The following is a 22,997-nucleotide window of genomic DNA, read 5'->3' as shown; positions in this document are numbered from 1 at the left end:
GACGAACGTCCGTTTGGTTCCCCAATTGAATTCAAAAACGCAACGATTCCGCCAAATCGCACTCGCTTGCGGCGGATTGCAATCAACAGAGACGGTTGCGAAACACCCCACAAAACAAAGCGTGACGCAGATTTCGAGTGGAACGGGGAACCGTCCATTCGAAATCTACGTCACGCTCGCGAAAATGGGTTATTGACCGAAGGTTTTCTTCGCGACGATCAGTTCATCGACGCGAAGATTGAGTCCAATGCCGAAATTTCCGATTCGTCCGATTGGTCGGCCTGATCCCGATCATTTGCCAAGGTTTCCACCACGTCATCCAAACTGATCATCGCGGCCGAATCAAAGACGCTGGAGGAATCACCCACCAATTTGGTGGTCGATTCCGCGATGGGTTCGCCAGCGGCTTCGGACAATCGTGAATCGTCGTTGCTGCGTGAGGTCGGATCGAACGCGATCGTCGCGTTGGATGCCAATACACCGTCCGACACGGGGGTGTAGGCCACCGTGGTCGAAGAAGTGGATGCGAAGAGAGGCTCCCCTGCACCCGTTGGGTCTTCTCCAGGATTGGTGATCTCGTTCAGACGGTTGATGACAATCAACGCGTCCAAGGCAGACACAACCCCGTTGCCGTTCACATCTGGGTACGGAGGCAAGGTCACTCCCGCAGGGATGTTCGACAAATCGATGTCACCGTCGGCGGCATTGATCGCGTTGATGATCAACAGGGCGTCGAGAGGCGTGACCGCTCCACTGGCGTTGACGTCTTGGATCAACGATGGGTTCTGGTACGGGTTGTTCGAAATCGTGAAGGTGTAGTCTTCGACTTCGCCCGATTGCGCGAGTCCATTCGAGCCCAAGACGGCTTCGTTGGAGAGGCGGAAGCGAGTTTGGATTTCACCGACAACTGCGTTGGATGGAACATTGATGTTGACCGTGGTGCCCCCGGTTCCAATGACGCGAGCCACGCCGGAGCCGATGCTGCCGAAGCGTTCCACTTCGGTTTCATCGAAGGTTCCATCGCCGTTCCAGTCAAACCAAGCGTCCAAGTAGAAGGCCGGTGTGACGCCACCAACCGTTGGCGATTGAACATCGATGACAAACTGAGTCGAGAACCCAGGTCGCATCGAACCCAAAATCGCGACGCCGTCGTCACCGTCGGCGTTGGTGTCCGCGGTATTGGAACCGTTGACAACGCCACCGGAGTCTGCGGTGATTTGATCGCCAAGCTGGAAGCCTTCGTTGATGACGTGACGAGGACCGTTGTCATCGACACTGACTGGAATGCGTGGGTCAGCCGCGTCACCGAAGTCGAGCAGTTCGCCAACGAAGATCACCGCTTCGCCCGCCAGCAATTGGTTGCCAACGTCATCGGTGATCCGATCGCTGATCACGGACTGACCGCGAACCAAGGAGGCTCCTTCGATCAAGATCCGTGAATCCGGTTGTTGAACGACAAGGTCACCGGAAGCGATCTCCGTTGCAAAGGCATCCGAGATGGCTTCGCCGTACAAGTGAGCAATGCGTTTGATGCCAGTTTGTGACAACGACAGGATGTCGATGATTGGCTGGATCGCATTCAGCTTGGTTGCACTGGATTCTTCCAGACCTTCGACGACTTCGCTCCGCACATCGTCCAGTGGCACGATGACAGGGATCGAAGCGGGTTGCCCGGCGAATCCGGATTGCGAGAGGGCTGTGTTGGCCAAGTTCAAACTGTATTGGTCGTCACCGCCCAAGGACACACGCCCACCCCCGATGTTGACCGGAGTCAATCCCGTGACATTGGCTGAGATCGCAGCGACCAACGCGTCAGCGACTTGGTCCGGCGTCGATCCACCGAATCCGCCACCCGCAATCGATACTGCGACCGCGGACGAATCATTGAGGAATCCGTCGAAATCCAGTTCGAAGGTCACCGATTCAGTAGTGCCACGAGAAATCGTGAAGGTCTGACCGTCACTCAGGTTTGGCGAAACGCTGCCCTCTTCCGTTGGGACAATCAGGCCGAAGCCGAAGGACACGCCAATTTCGCTGTTGCCTTCGACGATGACCGAATCGGTCAACGAGGTGACGGAGATCGGTCCGTTGGTTCCGGAGATTCGGAAGTTGCCAGTTGCTCCAGACGTTTCAACGTTCAATCCCGCTGTGTCGATGGCGGAAAGCAATTCTGCCGTGATTTGACGGGCAGTCGAATCGGTTCGGATCGCGACGACCACGTCCGCGTTGGCCGCAGCCGCACCGTTGGAATCGAATTCGAAGGTCAGTTCTTGTTGCCCGTCGAAGATCGTGACTTGCTGACCGTCGAAGTCGTTGATGCCATCCGTCGTGGTGATCAGCATCGTGACATCGAGCACGTGGTTGGTCTGACGCAGGAAGCTATCCGATTCGAATGAAACGTAGCTATTCTCGCTCTCCTCGGTCACTCCGAGCAGTTGCAAACGCCCGGTTTCAATCGTGGCGTCGTCGTCGACCTGCATATGAATGGCAACGAGTTGCAACTCAGATCCATTGATCGCACGAGCGAAGATGTCACTGATTTGCTCGGCCGTGGCGGCTTCAGGCAAACGAACAGGGATGTTTCCTTCAGCGACGTTGGCGATGGATTCGGTATCGAACTCGAAGGTGACTTCATTGACGCCGTCGAAGATCGTCACCAGTTGCCCGTCAATGTTGGACTCAACGAGGTTGGTGAGTGGATTGACGATGGTCAACTCGCTCGGCAGGATCGACAACCCGATGCCGGTGTCGGCTTCGAAGATTTTGTCGCCAACCTGGGTGGTCGCACCATCGGCGTAGACACGTCCTTCTTCGGCTTTCAGGACACCGACGTTGTCGCCGGACAGAGTGCTGCCGAGCAATTCGACGGTGTACGTCGCGTTGTCGGGCCACACGCCTCCGATCGGAGTCAGGCGGATCGTGTTGTCGCCAGGCTCATAGCTGAATCGATAGTCGACACCTTCGGACAGCAATTCGACTTCGTTGCTGTCGTAGAAGAATCGCGTGATCCGAACCAGCTCGGACCGAACCGTCGAGTCATCGATGCCAACTCCAGGAGCCGCGTCGGCGGGAGCGATTCCATCGATGAGTTGAATTTCAAACGCATCGTGGATCGTTCCGGAACTGAAGGCTTGACCAGCCAAGTTGAACAGGTCGTCTCCACGAGGCGAGGTGACCACAAAACGAGGCCCGTCGCTGTCGCCGCGTTCTTCGGCTCCGCGGTCAACGAAGACGTTGAAACCGAGGCCATTTGGCGAGGCAACGTTTGGATCGTCGCTGCGGAGTTGTCCGTTGAGATCGTAAACCGGAGCGATGATCGGGCTCGGTGGCAATCCAATCGCACCACGAACGGTTTCAAGCGACGAGCGATCTTCCAGCGAGCTGATGCCGCTGTCGATCGTGGAGGTGCCAGCCTGCGGTGTGAACACCAAGTTGACGGGATTGACGAAGATCTGCTGGAACGGGCTGATGAACTGCGAGAACAGTCCCGTGTCACCAGAGGTTGCGTCGTTCGCGTTGCGATAGAACGTGTTGCCACCGATGACGGTCAGGTCACCCGAGACGTCCACGTCCCCGGCCACATTGCGTTGTGGTGATGCGACGACAATTCCATTTTGGAAGTTCGCGACGATGTTGTTCAGGATCGTTGGGGCCGAATTCTGCTGGACCACGATGCCTTGGCTGCCCGGTGTGTAGATCTCACGAGCAATCGTGGAGATCGCACCAATGCCGTCGATGTCTGCACCTGCAGCACCGAAGTCGAACGTGCCGGAACTGGACAAGTCAGTCAGTCGGACAAAGCCGAATTGATCATTTGGTCCGAAGCCAAACGAGTCCAGGTCGATCGTGTTGTCCGTGCCAAAGATTTGACCGACGGAGAAGAACGTCACGCCATCGCGGCTGATTTCGACCGCGACGCGTTCTGGCGTTCCCGATTCAAAGATAACCAAGTCCGGAGCCGAGGTTCCGTCACCGACCAACAGGTTGTCCTGGAACAAGAACGTGGCTTGTCCGCCGGACCCCAGCGAGAAGGTGAACTGACCGCTGGTTGGTTCTGGGCCGATGCCGTGGCAATCAGGCGATCCGAGCGCGGCTTCGGTGTCGGTGAATTCCGAGCTGACGTCGGGGCCGAGATCCAATGTGTCTTGCACAACCGCGTCGGCGAACGAGATGCCGCCTTGGTCGAACAGGATGGATTCGAACACCTGAGGTCCGAGCTCAGCACCGCTGGTGATGGGGCCACCGACCAACGTGTTGTTGACAATTCGGTCGAAGCCGACTGGGTCTTCCGATGCTCCGCCGTCACCATCCAATCCGGTGATGCGAATGCCCGCGTCCGAGTTGAACGCGATGACGTTGTTTTGAACCACGACACCAGGGATCAGGTTCTCGGTGTTCAGTTCGATCAAATTGCGAGCGTAGGTCAGGATCGATGGCGTGGCATCACGCAGGTCGTCCGAAACAACCCCAGCGGACGCGTCGCGATTGATGTCGACACCAGCGTTGGAACTGAACAAGAACCGGTTGTTCTCGATCATGATCACGCCTTGCTCGGCGGTGGCACGGTTGGAATCACCACGCAGTTCGGAGATCTCGATGTTCTCGAATGTGGGGCGGCCCGCCGTATCTGGTCGCAGGCTGAGGTCGCCGTACAGATTGATGCGGGTGTCGGCGTTGACCAACGAGTTCGGCGAGCTCGCGTTTTCCGGTGGCAAGGTGCCGTTGGATCGAGCCGCACTTCCATCGATCACCGCTTGGACTTGATTGGAGTTGATCAAGCGGATGATTTGGTTGGCGACCTCTGCCGCCGTGGCGGCGCGAGGCAGTTGGACCGCGATTCGGTTGTCGTCAGGGACGATTCCGTCGTAGTTGCCTAAGTCATCGCTGATGTCGAATTCAAACGTCAAGCGAGTGTTCGCATCGGCCAAAGTGAACGTCGCACCGTCTTCGATTTCCGAAGCCGGCAAGGCGGTCAAAGTGATGCCGCTGGTGAGTCGTTCATTGGTGTCGAACGTGCGGAAGCGAGAATCGCCGTCCAGACCGCTGCTGACGTATTCCGATGCATCGCGGATTTCTAGTTGATAGGCACCCGAAACGGTTGGCTGAGTCGGTTGGGCTGGGTTGGTCAAGTTGACCGAATCGTTGACGATGAAGGCTTCGTCGGTGCCAATTGGATTGGCCGACGAAACCATTTCGCCACGTTCCGCGAATCCGATGATGATGTCATCGATGAACGCACCGTTGTTCTCGTTGTCCGACGCTGCGGGTTGGCCGTTGGCACCAAATCGGTCGCCGTACCGTTGTGCCGTCGATGCGAATGGACCGGAATCATCGATCGTCAAGTTGGGCAGACGAACCGCGGATCCAACTTGAGGGATCAAGGTTTCGTTGCCATCGGTGAATCGGTTGGCCAGAGCTTGGCGAACTGCCGCGGCGACTTCTTGAGCCGTGTCGGAGTGGCTGATTTGGACTGGGATGCCAGGCAAGGCATTTTGTGAACCAACTCGCAATCCGCTACCAGTCGAGACGGAGACGGATCCGACTCCGTTGAACTCAACCACGGACGAGTTCGCTTGAACGTCCAATTGTGGATTGATCGACACAGTCGCTTCGTATCCGCCAACTTGAGCCGCGTTGGTGGTACCCGAAACGCGAGGATCGTAGTCGCCGTTTTCAGGGCCGCTGATTCCGATGTAGATCACGCCGTCCGATGGGGCCGTGACAGAGACGGTTCCGTTAGCGGTGTTTTCGATCGCCAACAAACCTCCCGTGGGGCTGCGAAGTTCGACTCCGGTGGAATCAAAGAAGCGAACGTTCAGCTCGATTCCAGGATTGTCCGCCAGCGTGCTGACGGTGATTGTCGTGCCCGCCGCGACTTCGACGCTGGACAAGTCCACATCGCCGAGGTTGGTGACACCTGTTGTGGTGACCGTTCCCAATGTACCGCGACCGGTGACTTGAGCGTTGCCATCGGAGTATGGCAGCGGAGTGGCTTGATACAGCAAATCGTTGCGACCGACCGCACCGACTGGGTTTGGGTTTCCAAATGGATCGATCGGGTCGGATGGATCACTGAAGTCGAAGTTGTCAACGGTCGTGAACTGAGGCGTTTGCACACCCGTGTTCTGTTCGACCACCGCTTGCAGTTCGGCACCAATGTCCGAGCGGGCGAAGTCGGCGATGAGCACCGAGACTTGTCCGGTTTGGATCGAGCGGGTGCCGTCGGTCAGCACGTATTCGACGCCGTCGATTTCGATGACGAACGTTTCCGAAGCATCGCTGTACAGATTCGACAACTGGGTTCCCGTGGGGACCAATTGATCGTAGTCGACCGCACCATCGGTTTCGCCAATGACGGTGGACAGAACCAGTGCAATGTCTTCTTGGGTCAGGTCGACCACTTGTTCAACATCAGGATCGGCGTCTTCTAGGCTTTGGTAAACCGCGAGGACGTCCACTGGAATCAGGGCGGTGCCTGTGATCTGGGCCGTTGCATCGGTGGTGTCACGGAACCCGTCGTCCAGCAAGTATTCATTCCCGTTGATGAACACGGTGCGGAATTCGTCTGGGTTGTTCTGATAGAAGATCGCCAGTTCAGCTCCTGATGGAACCAAACGTTCGACGCTGACGCTGGTATCAAACGTGCTGGAAACCGCCGAGGCGATGTCGGCAGCGGTCAAGGTAGCCAAGGCGGTTGGTTGACCGTTGGTCACATCGATCTCGATCTGATCGGCCGCGACGGTGCGTGTTCCATCGGTCAAGATGTACTCTTGCCCGTCCACGGTGAACGTGGCTTCCGCGGTCGCGCCACTGCTGAACAAGTCAGCCAATTGGGCTCCCGATGGGAAGGCAATCGTTGGCGAGAGATCCACGGAGAACAGTTGTCCGCCGATGGTGAAGCTTTCGCCATCGGTCAGGCCGCTGGCCGCGACGGTGCGGATTTCAGCGGTGTTCGTGGCGGTCGTGCCAGCGGTCGAGAACTCAATTCTCAATGACAGTCCACTTTGACCAGCAAATTCATTGAGCGGCACACGAGCCTGACGCCATGTTCCGGTGTTGTCGAACAATTGTTGGACGTCCACGTCGATGTCGTCGTCGTAGATGCCAACTTCGGCTGGGTCGTCGAACTCGTCGTCGAAGTCGCCGGTGCCACGCGTTTCGTTATTGGTGGCGACCAGGTGTTCCACACCGTAAGCATCGATCACATAGATCCGCAGCGTGTCACGATCTTCGGCGAACAAGTCGTCGTCGTTGTCGGTTGCCGAGTCGTCGTCAACACCATCCGTTTCAAGGAAGTAGTTGAAATACATCGTTGGCAGGTCAGCCGACGAGTAGCCTTCCAGACTGAACGCGTTGGACTGGACGATCCCCTTCGCACCACCAGGAAGGTTGTAAGTGCTTTGGACGTCTTGTCCGTCCTGGCGGACGTTTTCGTTGGCATTGCCGAAGTTCTGGACAGGAGCTTCGCCGAATTCGTAGTTGTTGTTGAACGCTCCGGCGGTGTAGTTGAACTGCAGCGAGTTGCCACCCGAGACTTCCGGGCGGGTATCGCTGAAGGTTTCCGTGTAGCCGTGTCCCGCATCGTCTGCACGAGCCCCAGCGACGTGCCAGAGGTTGTAATCCAGCGTGCTGAAGTCCAGCCCCAATGCACCGAAGATCCCCGTGTCGATGAAGCTGCGACCACCAGCAAAGATGGGCTGCAGTTCGCCGAGCGTGTTGAAGGCATAGATGCGACCGTTGCTGGTCGTTCCGAACAGAATGTCACTGTAAGCTCCGTCCTCGACACTGTTCGGGCCGGCACGTAGACCGGTGAAGTTCAACCCGATCAAGTCGGTGGCGGTGGAGACATAGTTGCCAACGAAGCGGGCACCGGTTCCGTTGAGTTGTCCACTCGGCACGAAGTACAGACCACCGTTGTCACTGACACCGTACAGGTCGTTGCCCACCATCTCGATGCCCGTGATCGTTCCGCCGTTTGGCGAACCACCAGCCCGGACGGCTCCGGTCACGCTGCTGACGTTGGCGATCGCCCCCGTGATGGACAGCGAGTTGCCCTGAGGCGTCGCGGTGACCGTTGGCAACGAACCGCCGGTGTTCGCAGCTTGGACGGCTTGCGAAATGCGGAACGCAACGGTTTCGGCAGTGTCGGTTGGCAACAGAGTCACCGCGATGTTGCCTGCGGTGACGTTGTTGTCGCCCACCAAGGCGATGCCGTCAGCGGCCACTGCACCAGGGCCGGTCAACTGCACGTTGGTCGCGGTCGGCAAAGCCAATTGGGTGCCCTTGGAGGAAACCGCGATGCCTTGGTCGCGAATGACCGATGCCAGAGTGTCGATGAAGACCACTGCGTCGGAACTGCGATCCAATGGCACACGGATGTTGCCCGGCGGAATCGCGGCGGTGGAATCCGTGATTTGGAAAGTCACCGGGGCATTGCCTGGCGTTTCAACCGTCAACAAGGTGCCATTGAGGATGCTTGCCGGATCGAGCGTGGTGTCCGTCGCGATTGGAATCGCGGCGTTGGCAAGCGTCGCACCGGTCAACGAATCTGCTGGCGAGGCAGCCAGGATCGTGAACCCTTGGTTCAGTTCGAACGTTTCGGTCTCGGTGCCGTTGGTCAGGCTGAACGTGTCACCGTCGAACAACCTCGCCACAGGCAACCCGTTGGCGTCGTTGGCGGTGGCATCAGCAATCCCCAATTGAGTGTCTTGGTTGCCCGTTGGGATGGCAGTGTCGATCGCCCCGACTTCACGGCGGTCTGTACCGGCACCCGCGTTGAACAGAGCGAGGTCAAAGACTGGACCGGTCGCTTCACCTGTTTCCTCGTTGAAGGTGTACAAGATGTTGTCGATGTAGTCCAAACCGTCTTGGGCGGTGGGACGGTTGCCGATGAAGAAGCCTGTTTCCGAACCAAATCGTGCTCGGATCGTGATGGCTTCGACTTCGATTCCGTCATCACTGGCTTCATCCAGAATCTGCTGGGCTGGCGGTTCTTCCGCGTCCAAGTTGTGGAACGTTTCGATTCCCGCACCAACGCTGAGCGGGGCACTGAGCTGAGCCGTGGCGGTGTCGATTCGGTTGTAAGTCCAGGTCGTGTCACCCGCGGGGCGATCGTCGTAGCCAGTGTAGGCGAACAACTCACCGTTGGCCGTGAACGCAATGTCGCGAACTTCATCGCCGAAGCTTCCGATCGTGCCGTAGGTTTCACCCGTGAATGGGTTGACCACAAACAGCGTCGACCCCGTGTTGACGTACAGGACGACGTCGTCGAGCGAGTAGTCCAGGATCGAGTTGTCGTCAAACAACACCGGTTGGACGGGCGCGGACGCGGTTCCAGGATAGAAGTCAAAGACTTCGAAGTTCTCTTCCGCGATACGTTGAATCGAATCGACAGGTTCCAAACGCAACAATGGGTTGGCTGTGTCGCGGTTGGTGAATTGGTCCAGCACGGCTGGCTGACGCGATTGATTCGAAATCGCGACGTAGTACGTGCCTTCGGGAAGTTCTGCGGAACCAATGTATGGGTCGGCGTTGCCGAACGAACCACGCGAAAGATCGGATGGGTCGTATCCGGCTCCTGGCGAGGTTTGGTCGTCCGCGATGTTGCTGTCACCGCCGATAAGAACCAACTCACCCAGCGAGTTGAAGACGTACAGAGCGGTGTCCGCACGTGCCAAACCGTCGGAGTAATCCAGGTCGAACACGGTTGCCAGATACAGGGCCGCGTCATCGCGAGTGAGTTGTTGATACTCGATGTCAAACTCGAACCAATCGACGTCATCGACGTCGGTCAGCATGCCTGAGATATTGGTCGCCAGGTTGTCGCTGGACAATGGACCGGCAGGGTTGTCCAAATCGATGTCGACACGGTCGATACCGCCGGAGTCACGGTTGATGACGATGCTGCCATCGGCCAACGTCGTGATCGTTCCATCGGAAGTGTATTGGTTGTCGTACAGGCCGAGGCGTTGAGCGTCGGCGAGTGTTCCATTGTCCGAGTCGGTTTCATAGTCCGTGCCGGTCAGCGGGCTGTGCATCGGGCCACCGATGACTTGAACGCCGTTGGTGGCGTAACGCACATCGCTGTAGCGAACCTGGGTTCCCGCGAACACGTCGTCTTCGCCGAGACGGATTTGCAATTGGTAACTGCCGGTCGTGCGACCATTGCCCAGTGATTCGGCACTGGTCAAGAAACCGCCACCGTCAGCGAGGGTCACGTCCTCAGCGACGTCGCTCAGACCACTGCGAACACGAACGTGGTACAGCAACGTCTGCCCCACGGTTCCCGGCAGCGTGATTCGCATGCCGGCGTCGCGAGCGTTGGTCGAGTAGTTGTCTTGGAACATCGAGTCGTCGGCGGTGGCATCCACCAACGTGGTTCCCAAACCGAGCACCTGATCGATGCTGTAACCGTTCAGTCCGCCACCACTGCGACGAGCGATTTCTTCGGTCAAAGCCGCACGGCGTGCAGCCGCATTCGGATCGGTCGGATCAATGGACAGAAGTTCTTCAATCTGGCGGGCTTCTTCGATGGAGTCATCCGACAGGATCAGCGTGTTACCGTTGGCATCGATCAGTTCAATGACCGTGTCCAGGTTGGAATTCGTGCGGTCGATGTCGAGCCAGATTTGGGTGCCAGCTTCTGCGACGAACGCGTAAACGTCTTCATCGCCACGGCTGCTGATTTCACCTTCGACGATCAAACCAATGCGACGGGTTTCGTCACCGGCTTCGATCGAAGGAGCCAATTCGCCCAAGTATTGCGACGTGGCTGGCGTGGCATTGGTGTCGCTGTTGCCGACGTTGCCAGGTTCGTTTTCACTGGTGATGGAAACGTTTGAATCCGATGCGGCTTCGCGAATCGTGATGCCGTCCCACGATCCCGCCCCGTCAACGCTTTGCGGCAGTGAGATGCTGGCTGGGTTGGCAGGATCAAACGGGATCCATTCAACGAATGTCGTCACGCGAGCCGCGTCGCTTCCACCCGTGAGTTCCCAAACGTGTGCGGTTTCGATGTCAGCGGGCGCGCCGTTCTGGCTGATCGCCGTGGTTCCGCTCGTCACGCCGTCGAAGTTGGCTGAACCAGCAACAGGACCGAAGGCGGCAGGTATGTCGCCGTTGATGCTGGCCGCGATGTCGAACGTCAGTCCGTTCTGAACGGTGTTCAATCGATTCAGCAGATCGCCAGCGTCGTCGGTGACCCAACCGCTGTACGAGGCGTTGAACTGGTTGATCGAGTCGTTTTCGTAAACACCACCGTGAGTGAAACCGACACGAGCGGTTTCGTTCAAGGTCATCAAACGGAAATCGCTTTGGCCGGGGGTGCCGATTTGATACAGCACGTCCGCGTTGTCGGCGGTCACGCCTTGATCCAAGTAACTGATCACGCGGATGTCGCCGATGTTGCCAGCGGAGAAGTCCGCTCCGTCAACGGTTTCGAAATCCAGCGTGGTGTAAGCAACCGCGCGGTTGTCGACAATGAACGTTTCCGCAGTGAAGCGAATTTCACGACCAAACGCGGTGAACACGCCGCTGCTGCGAACACGGTCGGGACCGACCAAGATCGGATTGGGGTTGTCCGTTGGACTGAACGCGTTGATCAACGGAATTCGCGTGCGGGTTCCGATGTCGTTGGTGACTTCGATGTAGGTCGTGTACAGGAACGCGTAGTTCTGCTGTGCCAGCAAGGCACCACCGTTGTTCTGGTCGATGCCAGTCACAACGACGTTTTGCAGTTCACCGCCGCCCAACACGGTGGTGCTGAGATAACCGGTCGAGTTCGGATCGATGTCGTTGTCAATGGTCGTGCCATTGTTGACTTCCGCGTTGTCCGCTCGGTCGTATTCTTGGCCCAAAGGCAACAAGGCTGGAGTGGACTCACCACCGCTTGAATCGCTGGTCAGGGTCGTGATCGGATTGCCGTCGGCATCCACGCGAATGCCATTGTTGTCCGTGTCGACGTTGGCCATACCATCGGGGGTGAATCCGGCGCCGATGGTGTCGTCCAGCAGGCTGGTCAAGACAACTGGGAAGTCAGGTTGACCAACGATCTGCAGACTGCCGCCGATTCGGTCAGCAATGTCCAACATTTGGTCTTCTGCCGTCAGCAGCGTGCCACCCGCTACGATGCCGGCTTGGCGACGCAGCAAGACGTCTTCCACATCAAGGTCTTGGTTTTGGAACTTAACGACCAACGATCCGCGAGCGTCACTTTCCAGATGCAACCCACCATAGATGTGCTGGTTAGGGATCTCGATCATGTCGCGAACGATGTGAACGATGTCCGTGTCGTCCCAAACCACTTCCGTGGCGACCGTTCCGCCACGAACTTCCAATCCGTTCAATCCAGCGGTAACGATGCCGGCGGCGACGTCTTCGTCGGACACTGTGGCAGAGTCGATCAAGTTGCCAGCGATCAAAGGACCGCTGTTGCCAGAGATTTCGTAGCGATCCAGGCTGTCTTCGACAACCGTTCCGTTGCCAAAGTCACGACTGGCCGTCGAACGACCTTGGTCAGAAACCTCTTGCCATGAAAAACTGTTGACGTCGAAAGACATCGCCGGGCCGCTACCGTCAATGAATTCGTTGTCGACCAAAACAGGTTGCGCTCCGCGGACGAAGATCGTTCCGCTGGCGTTGTTGACACGTCCTACTCGTTCGACGCGAGGGTCATCGGCGCTGTTGTCGCCGTCGTTCAAGAACCCACGGCCATCCGCGTTGGTTTCAAAACGGGTGTTGGCAACACGCAAGTCACTTTGGTGAACTTCCAGCACATTGAAACTGGCAAAACCACCTTCAATCCGCGATGTCCCACCGCCACCCGCCAGAACAGCGTGGTCGAACGATGCGTCCGCACCGAACGCCAAATAGACGCCCGACCAATCGCCGGCTGTCAGATCATTTTGACCGTCATTGGTGCCTTCGGCGATGTTGTTCGTGTTGAATGCACCTCCAGTTCCGTACCGGTTGTCATTCAGACTGGTCAGAATGATCGGCTCTTTTGCAGTGCCTTCCGCGTAAAGATGAGCACCGAAAGTCACGTCGATTCGGGCACCATCCATCTTGACGATCATGCCCGGATCAATCACCAAGCTTGGATCGAGTCGACCCGAACGAGCTTGCAAAGGAGCCGTGATGGTCAACAAATCCAATCGGTCGGTGCCGACCGAAGCGGCATCGGTGAAGGATGTTTGTGACGCATTCAGAACGGCGACTTGGCGATATTCGCCAACCGTTCCATCGCTGGCAACGGTCGCTCGATAAACGATTCGCGAAGCAAAACCGCTGCCTTCTGGTGCGGCTGGGATTCCAGACACACTGATCGAACCTTCGTCAATCGTTTGGATGACCTGCGATTCACTGCTTGGTCCGACTTCTGTTCCATCGGCCGTCGCATAGGTGAAGCGGTAAACGTATTGGCCGGGTTCAACCATTCCCGATCCACCGCCAACGGGGTTCGGAACCGAATTGGTTTGGATGGAAGCACTGGCACCTGCCAACAAAGTCCCAGCGATGATGCTGGGGTTCATGATGTCGCTGCCTTCCGCAACGGAATCACGGTAAGAAGTGTCGTCAGTGTTCAGGCGTGCGACCAAGCGGAATTCACCTGGGTTGCCGTTGGCGTCAACGGTTGCCCGGTACAAACGACGGCCAGCGAATTCGCTGTCGGCGGACACGGTTGGCAGACCGGACAATTGGACCGATCCGTTGGCACCAACGCTGATGGACGACGTCGCGTCACTCGGTGTGGATTCGAATCCGTTTTGGTCCACGAATGTCATCCGATAGACATAGTCGCCGGCCGCCAAACCGTCAGCGGTTGCGGGAGTCGTGGCGGTGGCGGTACGAACCAGCAGAATGCTTGGGGCTTCGTTGGCCGCATTGACACCGCCCGGATTGCCTTCGATGAGCAGGTTTTCGGTTAGGACGTGAACGATGTCCGTGTCGTCAAAGCGTGCGTTGACATCCAATGATTCCAGGTCGCCACCGGTTGGTGTCAGCAAACGAATTTGCAACCCGTTGATCGAGTTGTTCGTCAGCACGTTGCCGCGAATGTGTGGCCCAACGCGGGTGACGTCGCTGGTGAAGTACGAAGGAGCCGAGGCACCAGGGGCAACTTGATTTTGGTACTGCGATTCGTCGAAACGAGTTTCTTCGAATGTGTTTGGCGTCGCTGCGATGGCAGCTTGAGCCGAATTTCTGATCTGGTTGTTCAGGATGGTGGCACGAACATCGGCGAGCTCGATGGGCGAGATCGTCACCGTCTGGCCATCGACCGATACTTGACCACCACCGTGTTGAATGTCGGCGTATTGGATGTGGTTGAGGAAGACGGCGTTGTCTTCCATGTTGATCTTGCTGTCGTCGGCGTAGTCGATGTCGCCACGCAGATCGATACCGCCCCACGAGCCGACTTGTCCGTTCAAGCCAGCAAAAGAGACCGCGTCAAATGGCGTGCCCAAAATCTGAAGCGATGAGTTGCTGCGATCGACCGATTCAGTCGTGCTGCCAACGCCGATGCGACTGCGTGACATTTTGAATTCGGAACCACCGTCGATCACCAACGCGATGTTCTGTGGCACATCCAGGCTGGTGCCGTCTTTCAGAGCGTTGCCGGTTGCCGAGCGACCGATTTCGTAGCTGCCACCACCGATGACACGAATTTTGGTGACGGGGGTGCCGCCGTTGTTCAGGCGGAATTCCGCCAATCGAATCGCGTCGTCGATTTCGGCAACCGGTTTGGTCGGTGTGCCCATCGTGACGAACAAGTCAAATTGATTGACGTCGTTGGTGGTGAAGTTGCGGTCGGGCAGATTGGTGCCGGTGACGCTGTCAACATAAATGACGGCATCTGGATCCGTTGGATTGAACCAGAAATTGAATTCTCCACCAGGTTGACCATCCGCATCGCCATCGAGCGGTTGAGCCGCTGTGTTGCCAACGGGAGTGTCCATCAAACTGCTGGCAGCGGCCGTTTCAAACGACATCACCAATTCGTACGTGCCCTCGGTCACACCACCGATACCGGTGCCGGTGATGACTGGGTTGTAAGAGGTGTTGCCAGACGCACTGACGCCGACGACGTAATCGCCAGCTTCAAGAATGTCAATTTCGATCAGAGAGTCGTTGCTGAAGTAGTCATCGTTGGCAGCGATCTCGATGTATTCGTCAGGCCCGATCTGTTTGTACAAACGCAGGGCCGTATCCAACGTGCTGGAAAGGCTCAGTCGTTCCGCCACGGTTGAGATGGACAACGTTCCCGGTTCGGTCAATTCGAATCGGTACAGGTCGATGTCGTTGGCTTCCGGACGGAACAGGTACTGTCCGTTGACAATGTCCGAAGGACTGGGGAACAACGATTCGTTGTCGTCGTCCAATTGCGAGGAAGTCGTGATGACGTCAGGGGTATCGCTGTTAAGAACCGACCCTGTGGACTGAGTCACCGGTTGCGGCAGGTAATCGGAATACCCGTAGCCGAGCAATTGACCGACACCCAAGAACGCACCCCGGAAGAATTCTCCTCCGGTTTGGTCGTCCACACTGGCGTCAAAGTCTTGTGCGTCCATCACCAACAACTGGCGGTCGCCGATGGAATCCGCGTTGGGGTCAACGCCCAAGAAGGTTTGTCCGTTGATGTCGAGCGGACGGGTGTCCAATGTCACGCCACCGACGGCGCTGTTGACGATCAAATCGTCATCCACGCTGCCGTACAGTTCGCCCAACGTGATGCTCAGCAGCGGGCTGCCTGATGGAATGCTGGTGACGGCGCCGGACGCAGTGTCACCGATTTCAACGAATTGAACGCCAAGGTATTCGCTGAACAGCGACATCACTTCGCGAACACGTTGCTTTTGTTCTTCGGTGATCAGGTTGACGTAAGTCTTGTCGAGATCCAATCCGCTGTTGCTGGGATCGTCGCCCAACCAACTGGATGGGAAGTTGTAGTAAGCGGTCGTGATCCCGTCATAAGTGTCGGCGCCTTGACGCCAAACATCCAACGGGACGGTGCGTTCCAGGCGACTCGGGTCATCCTCACGAATGTCACGAACGCCTTGGTAATCCGTTCCACCCGGGAAATCCAGCGTGTAGAGCGGATCGTTGGGATTGGGGTTGTCGATCTCGCCGCCGGTCAAACGCACACTCGCGGTTTGGCCTTGGCCGATTCCCGTCAAGTTGTTGATGATCGACGCGGTGTCGAAACTGTCGCCTGCATCGGACGCAACCGAAACGTTACCGGGCGTCATTGGCAACGCACTGTCGTTTCCGACCTTCAGTCGAATCGCACCCGAGATTTTGGGCAATTGGTCGACCGGCATCGGTGGATTGGTTTGCTGCGACAGATCAGGCACTTCTGAGAAGCTGAAGTTACTGTTGCCGTCATTCAAGAAATCATCGAACGTCAAACGAACCGCGTTGGGCTTGCCAGCGATGGCCGAGATGTCATTGGGCATGAAGACCACGTCGTCTTCACCCGTGGCAGTGTCACGAGTGAAAATCAACTGGAACAATTCAGGCTGGGACGCCAAATTCGCGACGCTGACATCGTCGGTGAAGTATACATCGATCATGTTCAACCGAGGCGTCTGCTGGCCTTGGTTGTCGATGTCGATCGGTTCGGGGACCACTGCCAAAACTTGCGGTGGTTTGTTCAACGTGAATGGAACGGCGAAGTCGACGCCGTCATTGAACGCTTCGCCAGCAAGGTTTCGCAGGGCACGGTCGCCCGCACCGAAGATTTCAATTTGGTACGCGTCGTCCGGCAATGGTTCAGCGAAACGGAAGACGACTTCGTTTGGATTGCTGCCGATCCCGATGTAGCCCGCGTTGACGGGAGTGTCGGTGGCACCGGACAAATTCAATGTCGCCGAGTAGGTGCCGATCGTTTGAGTCGTGGATCCTCGCTCTTGCGATGCGGTGACCAATTCCGAAGCGGTTGGCGTGTTGTTGATCGCATCGATGAATTCACCCACAGTCGTGGGGCTGGACGCATTACTGTTGATTTGAACCGTGATGGTTTTGCCGCTGACCGAAACCAAAGGGTCCGTCGGACCACCAAAGTCGCGCGGCTGAACCACGATCGAAATGCCTTGCCCACCCACGCCGGATTGGTTGGCGACAATCTTGGTGCTGTACGCATTGCCAAGGCCAAGGTCAGTCACCGTCTGCGCGGAGTTCGCACCCGACAAGGTCAACGACAATGGGTTGCCGGCAACCGATTGGCCGATTGGCGTTGAGGATGGTCCGCTGACTTGGAATGCGTCGGCAACCGTTTCGCCATTCAGGTTGCGCTGCGTCTGGTTGTAATCTTGCAGAGCAAGCGTCAAGTCACGAACCGTCGCGATACGACTGGGGTTCGCGTTCAAATCGATGTTGAGCGTTTTGTTCTCAGGATCCTGCGTGAGGATCACAGGAGCGGTGGTCAACGAGCGAATCGTGCCCGTCAGGTTGACGGTCGTGCCGTTGCCACTGACACCGGCTGCCACCGCGCGGAACTCCAGCAAAACGCTGCCGCTGGTGTTGAAGTCCGTCACGGCCGTCGCCGCTTCGAATCCGCCATCTTCTCCGGCACGGGTCACGCTGATCGCAAGCGGATTGTCCGCGGTGCCGAGTGTGGTTGGGTCGATCGCCGAGTCATCGTCAAACCGGAACGTCAGTTCGTTCGGCGAAACGTTCAGCAGTTCCACACCGTTGACGTCGCGAATCGTGCTGCTGTTGTCAATCAGCTCTGACGCGTTGGGCTGGATCGCGACCAGCTCAGGCCCTGCCAGCAACTGGCGTGGTTCGAGCGATTGCGACTGCAATCGACGCTCCAGTTTGGCTCGTTGTGTCTTTCCACGTCGCGATTGACCTCCAAACAAGGAGGATCCGCTGCGGCGGCGACGATCATCACGCCGCTTAGCGGCCGATTCGTTGGCGTTGTGCATGTTGGAAGAGTTGCCCGGTGTACCGATCGTCATCAGTGTTGGCCTCGTCGTGCCGCTCGTGGCAAACCAATTTGGGGCTGGTCGGCGGCGGAGCAGGATGCGGGGGAAGTTGCAAAAATGGATGCCAATGTCAGAGAAAAGTCTCGTTTTTGGCAGTTTGGAAAAGGTGCAGCGACTGCGTAAGGAGGGCTTTGCCGCGGGGGTCGAGTTTAGTTGGGGTGCCTCGCAAAGCAACGAAAAACGCTGTTACAGCAGGGTTTATGTCGCTGCGTGACGGTCGTGACGGTCATCCGGTTTGGATGTCTCTCACCCGGCGTTGGATGCAAAATGAGACGGAAAAGTTCCCGAATGCTTTTCCGGCCGCTTTCGCCCGTCTCGAACGGAATTTCCTGGGCCACTTGGAACGATTTTGCGGGCCCGGACCGCCCGTACGGACCGCCTGCGGTTAGAATCGCCCCCAACAACCCTTCCTCACTCGGAGAGACTTGGATGAAAAAACTGATCGCGATGGCCCTGGTCGCATGCTTGGCGACTTCCGCGACGGCGGATGACAAACCGGACGCGAAGAAAAAGCGAGCCGGAAACCGAGCCGCCGGCGTCTGGATGGCAGAGAATCTCGGCAAGGCCCTTCAGAAGGTCGAACTGACCGCGGAACAAAAGGAAAAATGGTCCGAAGCGAAGAAGGGCTTCGTCGCACAAATGGACGAACTGAAGGCCGCGGGATTGACCAACGAACTGAAGAAAAAGCGAACCGAGGCTCAAAAGGAAGCACGCGACGCTGGTGCCAAGGGCAAGGAACTGGCCGCGAAACTGAAGGAGGGCTTCAGCGAAGAGGAACAGGCTCTGTTCGCGAAACAGCAAAAGGCGACGAAAGCATTTCGAGTCGCTGTGGCGGGGATGCTAACCCCTGAACAGATGAAGGCGTTGCCGGAGCAAGTCCAAAAACAAATGACCACTGCCCAAAAGAATGGTCAGGGCAAAGGCAAGGGCAAGGGGAAACGAAAAGGCAAGAAGAAAAACGACGCTTGAGCAAGGGACCCCCAAACGCTCGAACTCCCAAGACGCGAAAACCGGGCTCCCGGTTTTCGCGTTGTTCGGGGCAACGTGGCGGGCCGATTGCCGCTCAGCGTTTCGGTTTGCTCATCAGCAATTTGTAGTGCCCGGTGCCGAGAAGATCGTCCAGCCGCTCACGCAGTTGAGGCGTGATGTCGACACGGAACTTGTCGGCCTTGAAGTGCACGGTTTCTCCTTCGCAAAGCTGCATCGCTAGCAACAGGTCTTTGTTGCCGGGATAGCCGCGAACGATTTCTCGCACGTTCGAAACGGTTTTTTCGTCGTGCTCGGATTCGTCCAAGCGGATCCGAATGCCGTGGGTATAGCGAGAGTCGAGTTCGTCGATCGGAGTCAACTCGTCAATGATCAGGTTGATTTCGTCGCCACCGCCACGACGGTCCACTTTGGCTTTCGCCAGCACGACGGCATCGGGTTGAATCCGTTCGCCACAAACGGCGAATCCTTTCGGCCAACAGATGCATCGAACACTGCCGGCCATGTCTTCCAGGTCGAAGTTGGCATACTTGCTCGGCGCCCCTGGTTTGGGGTTTTTGGTGTGCGCGATTTTGATGCTGCTGATCATTCCACCGACGATAACTTCGTCGCGGTCTTTGCAGTCCGCCATGGTCTCGGTGGTGTGGGTTCGGAACGTCGCCAATTTGGGTTCGAACTCAGCGAGCGGGTGGCTGTCCAGGTAGAAACCCAAGACTTCTTTTTCGGCCAGCAACTTTTCGCGATCCGGCCATTCTTCGATGTCGGGCAACGGCACTGCGGCGCTCGATTCGCCGTCGCCATTTTCTTCCTCTTCGTCTTCAAAGGCGTCGAAGAAACTGGCTTGCCCGGTCTTCTTGTCGGCCTGGACCTTGGCCCCGGCTTGCATGGCGCGTTCCAACACCGCTGCCAGTTGGCTGCGTTTGGCGCCAAAGCAATCAAACGCACCGGCTTTGATCAAGGTTTCGATCGAACTGCGGTTACAATCATGCGGGTCGACTCGTTCGCAGAAGTCAAAGATGTCTTTGAACGGCCCGTTCTTTTTGCGTTCCTCTTCGATGCTGATCGCTGTGGATCCGCCGCAGGCTTTGATTGCCGACAAAGCAAACGGGATCTTGCCGTCCAGCACGCCAAAGTCAGCATCGGATTGATTGACGTTGGGAGGCAAGACTTCGATGCCCATCCGGTCGCAATCCTCCATGTGCTCGACGAGCGCGTCTTTGCGTTTGAAGTTCCGCCCCGAGATGTCGCTGGACAGCAACGCTGCCATGAACTCGACGGGGTAGTGGGCCTTCAAGTACGCCGTTTGATACGCGACCAATGCGTACGCGGTGGAGTGCGACTTGTTGAAACCGTACCCAGCGAACTTGACGATTAGGTTCCAAATGTCCTCTGCGTCTTTTTCTGCCAACCCGTTTTTGACCGAACCGGCGATGAAGACATCATGGTTGGCGTCGATCAACGCCTGCTTCTTCTTCGAAATCGCTTTAATACAGGTGTACGCTTTGGCCAGCGGCACGTCCCCGAGGCGGTTGAGAATCCGCATCACCTGTTCTTGGTAGACCATGATCGAGTTGGTCTCTTCCAAGATCTCTTTCAATACCGGGTGTTTGTACTCCGGTTGCTGCCGCCCGTGTTTGATGTTGACGTAGTCATCGACCATCCCGCCCTCGAGCGGACCAGGACGATAGAGCGCCGCTGTTGCAATGATGTCGCTGAAACAGTCAGGTTTCATGCGTTGCAACAGGTCACGAATCCCGCCGGATTCGAGCTGAAAGACACCTTTGGTTTCACCACGCTGTAGCAGCGCGTAGGATGGCTTGTCGTCAAGCGGGAACTTCAACGGGTCGATCGTTTCACCCGTCGTCTGCTCGACGAGTTTCACCGTTCGCGAAAGGATGGTCAGGTTGCGAAGGCCCAGGAAGTCCATCTTGAGCAGACCGGACGCTTCCACGTCGACCATCGCCCACTGCGTGATCACGTCCTGCTTTCCAGGCACGCGGCCAAGCGGCACGTATTCGGTCAGTGGTTTGTCGGCGATCACAACGGCAGCGGCGTGCGTGCCGACGTTGCGAGCGAGCCCCTCGATCTTCATCGCCAGATCAAGCAGTTCTTTGATCTCCGGGTCGCCGTCGTAGATCATCTTCAGGTCGGCGCTTTTTTCGAGCGCCTTGGAGATGGTGATCTTCAGTTCGTCGGGAACCAACTCGGTGATTTGGTTGACGCGAGACAGCGGAATCCCAAGGGCCCGCCCCGTGTCCTTGATCGCAGCTTTCGCAGCCAGCGTTCCGAACGTCCCAATCTGACAAACCATCTCGCTGCCATACCGCTCCTTCACGTAGTCGATGACTTCCGTGCGGCGTTCTTTTTCAAAGTCGATGTCGATATCTGGTGGCTCGGTCCGCGATTCATCGAGGAATCGTTCGAACAGCAAGTCATATCTCAGCGGGCAGACGTGCGACATGTATAGGGCGTAACACACGATCGCCCCCACACCGGATCCCCGAGCAGTAGCACTGATCCCAATGTCGCGGGCGTGGTTGACGAAATCCCAAACAATCAGGAAGTACGTCGGGTAGTTGAGTTTTTCGATCACGCCCAATTCGCGATCGAGTCGAGCCATGACTTCATCGGAAAGCTTGCCGTCGACAATCCGTTCTGGATCGCCCTCGTAGCGTTCCATCAATCCCTTCTCGCACAGCTTTCGCAAATACTCGAGCGGAGTCAGTTGATCCGGGCAGGGGAAGCTGGGGAAGAAGTACTTGTTGAACTCCAGTTCAATGTCGACCGTGTCGGCAATCTCTTGGCTGCGCCCGACGGCGTCTTCCAGTCCCGGGAACTTCTCGTACATCTGTTGAGGACTGCGAAGGAAGAACTGATCGTTCTCCATTTTCATTCGCGTGTTGTCGGTCCGGAATCGCCCGGTGTTGATGCACAACATGATGTCTTGTGCCTCGGCGTCTTCCTGATTGACGTAGTGGCAATCGCTGGTCGCAACCAAAGGCAGACCCATTTTGTTGGCGATGTCCACCGCACCTTCGAGTTGGATGCGTTGGATGTCGACGTCGTTGTTCATGATCTCGATGAAGTAACGATCGCCGAAGACCTTGTGGAACCATCCCGCGATTTTCTTGGCTTCTTCTTCGTGCTCTTTGGTTTCGATTCCCTTCAGAATCGCGCGACTGAATTCGCTGCTGACACAACCCGATAAACACACGATGCCTTCGTTGTATTTCTCGAGAATCTCCTTGTCGATTCGCGGTTTGAAGTAAAAGCCTTCCAGGGATGCCGCCGAGGCCAGTTTGATCAGGTTCTTGAACCCCTTTCGATTCTGAGCCAACAATGTCAGGTGATAGCTGGCCGCCTTGCTGCTGCTCGCCCCGCCTTTGTCGAATCGGCTTCCCGGTGCGATGTAGGCTTCGTAACCGATGATCGGATTGATGCCGGCGGATTTCGCCTTGCGATAAAACTCGAGTGCCCCGTGCAGGTTGCCGTGGTCGGTCAGCGCCAGCGCATTCATTCCATGGTCGACCGCGCGATTGACCAGCTTCCCAATATCACCGGCTCCATCGAGCAGGCTGTAATGGCTGTGGCAATGCAGGTGAACAAACGGCTTGGTTTCCGGAATTTCCGTCGCCGCTTCGATGTTCATTTCCGGGGCGATGATCGTATCCGACATTCTGCAAAATCCTTTTCGAGGGGGCGCGTCAGCTACCGTTTGTACCCGCTGGGACAGCCGAGAGAAACTCGGTCTTGACGATTGCTCGATCGGAGCCGTGTTGCAGGGGGTTTCAGAGAGGATTTTGCCGATGGTGAGGACGCACGGTGTTCACAACTTGACTCATCAGACGTTCATCATCACCCTCCCGAGCAGAGGTCGTGCAGTTTTGAATTGCTGCGTTTGCAATGCCTAAACAACCCCGCCCACGCAGGAGGTCGGAGAAAAAAGAATACGCATCACAATTCAACCTCGAAGACTTTAAAAGGAACCAATACATTGGCCGTGATTTCAAATTTTGGCAAGGACTT

At 57.0% G+C, this 22,997-nt stretch carries 3 protein-coding genes; 1 reads left to right on the top strand and 2 read right to left on the bottom strand.

Annotated features, from left to right (window positions below):
* Positions 1–218: 218 nt before the first annotated feature.
* Complete coding sequence (locus ACF8AM_RS04180) at positions 219–17,957, bottom strand: GEVED domain-containing protein (protein WP_392554426.1); 17,739 nt, start codon at positions 17,955–17,957, stop codon at positions 219–221.
* A gap of 456 nt (positions 17,958–18,413) precedes the next feature.
* Here ACF8AM_RS04180 and ACF8AM_RS04175 point away from each other — a divergent pair, with 456 nt between their 5' ends.
* Positions 18,414–18,953 carry a hypothetical protein gene (locus ACF8AM_RS04175; protein ID WP_392554425.1) on the top strand — a complete coding sequence of 180 codons (540 nt, stop codon included), beginning with the start codon at positions 18,414–18,416 and terminating at the stop codon, positions 18,951–18,953.
* 94 nt (positions 18,954–19,047) lie between these two features.
* Here the strand turns inward: ACF8AM_RS04175 and dnaE are convergent, their stop codons facing one another.
* Positions 19,048–22,647, bottom strand: coding sequence for a DNA polymerase III subunit alpha (dnaE, locus tag ACF8AM_RS04170; RefSeq protein WP_392554424.1), 3,600 nt, complete (start codon positions 22,645–22,647; stop codon positions 19,048–19,050).
* Positions 22,648–22,997: the final 350 nt, after the last annotated feature.

Origin of the sequence: Rhodopirellula sp. JB055 (genome assembly GCF_043100905.1) — a bacterium.
Lineage (GTDB): Bacteria > Planctomycetota > Planctomycetia > Pirellulales > Pirellulaceae > Rhodopirellula.
This window is presented reverse-complemented; position numbering and strand designations above follow the sequence as displayed.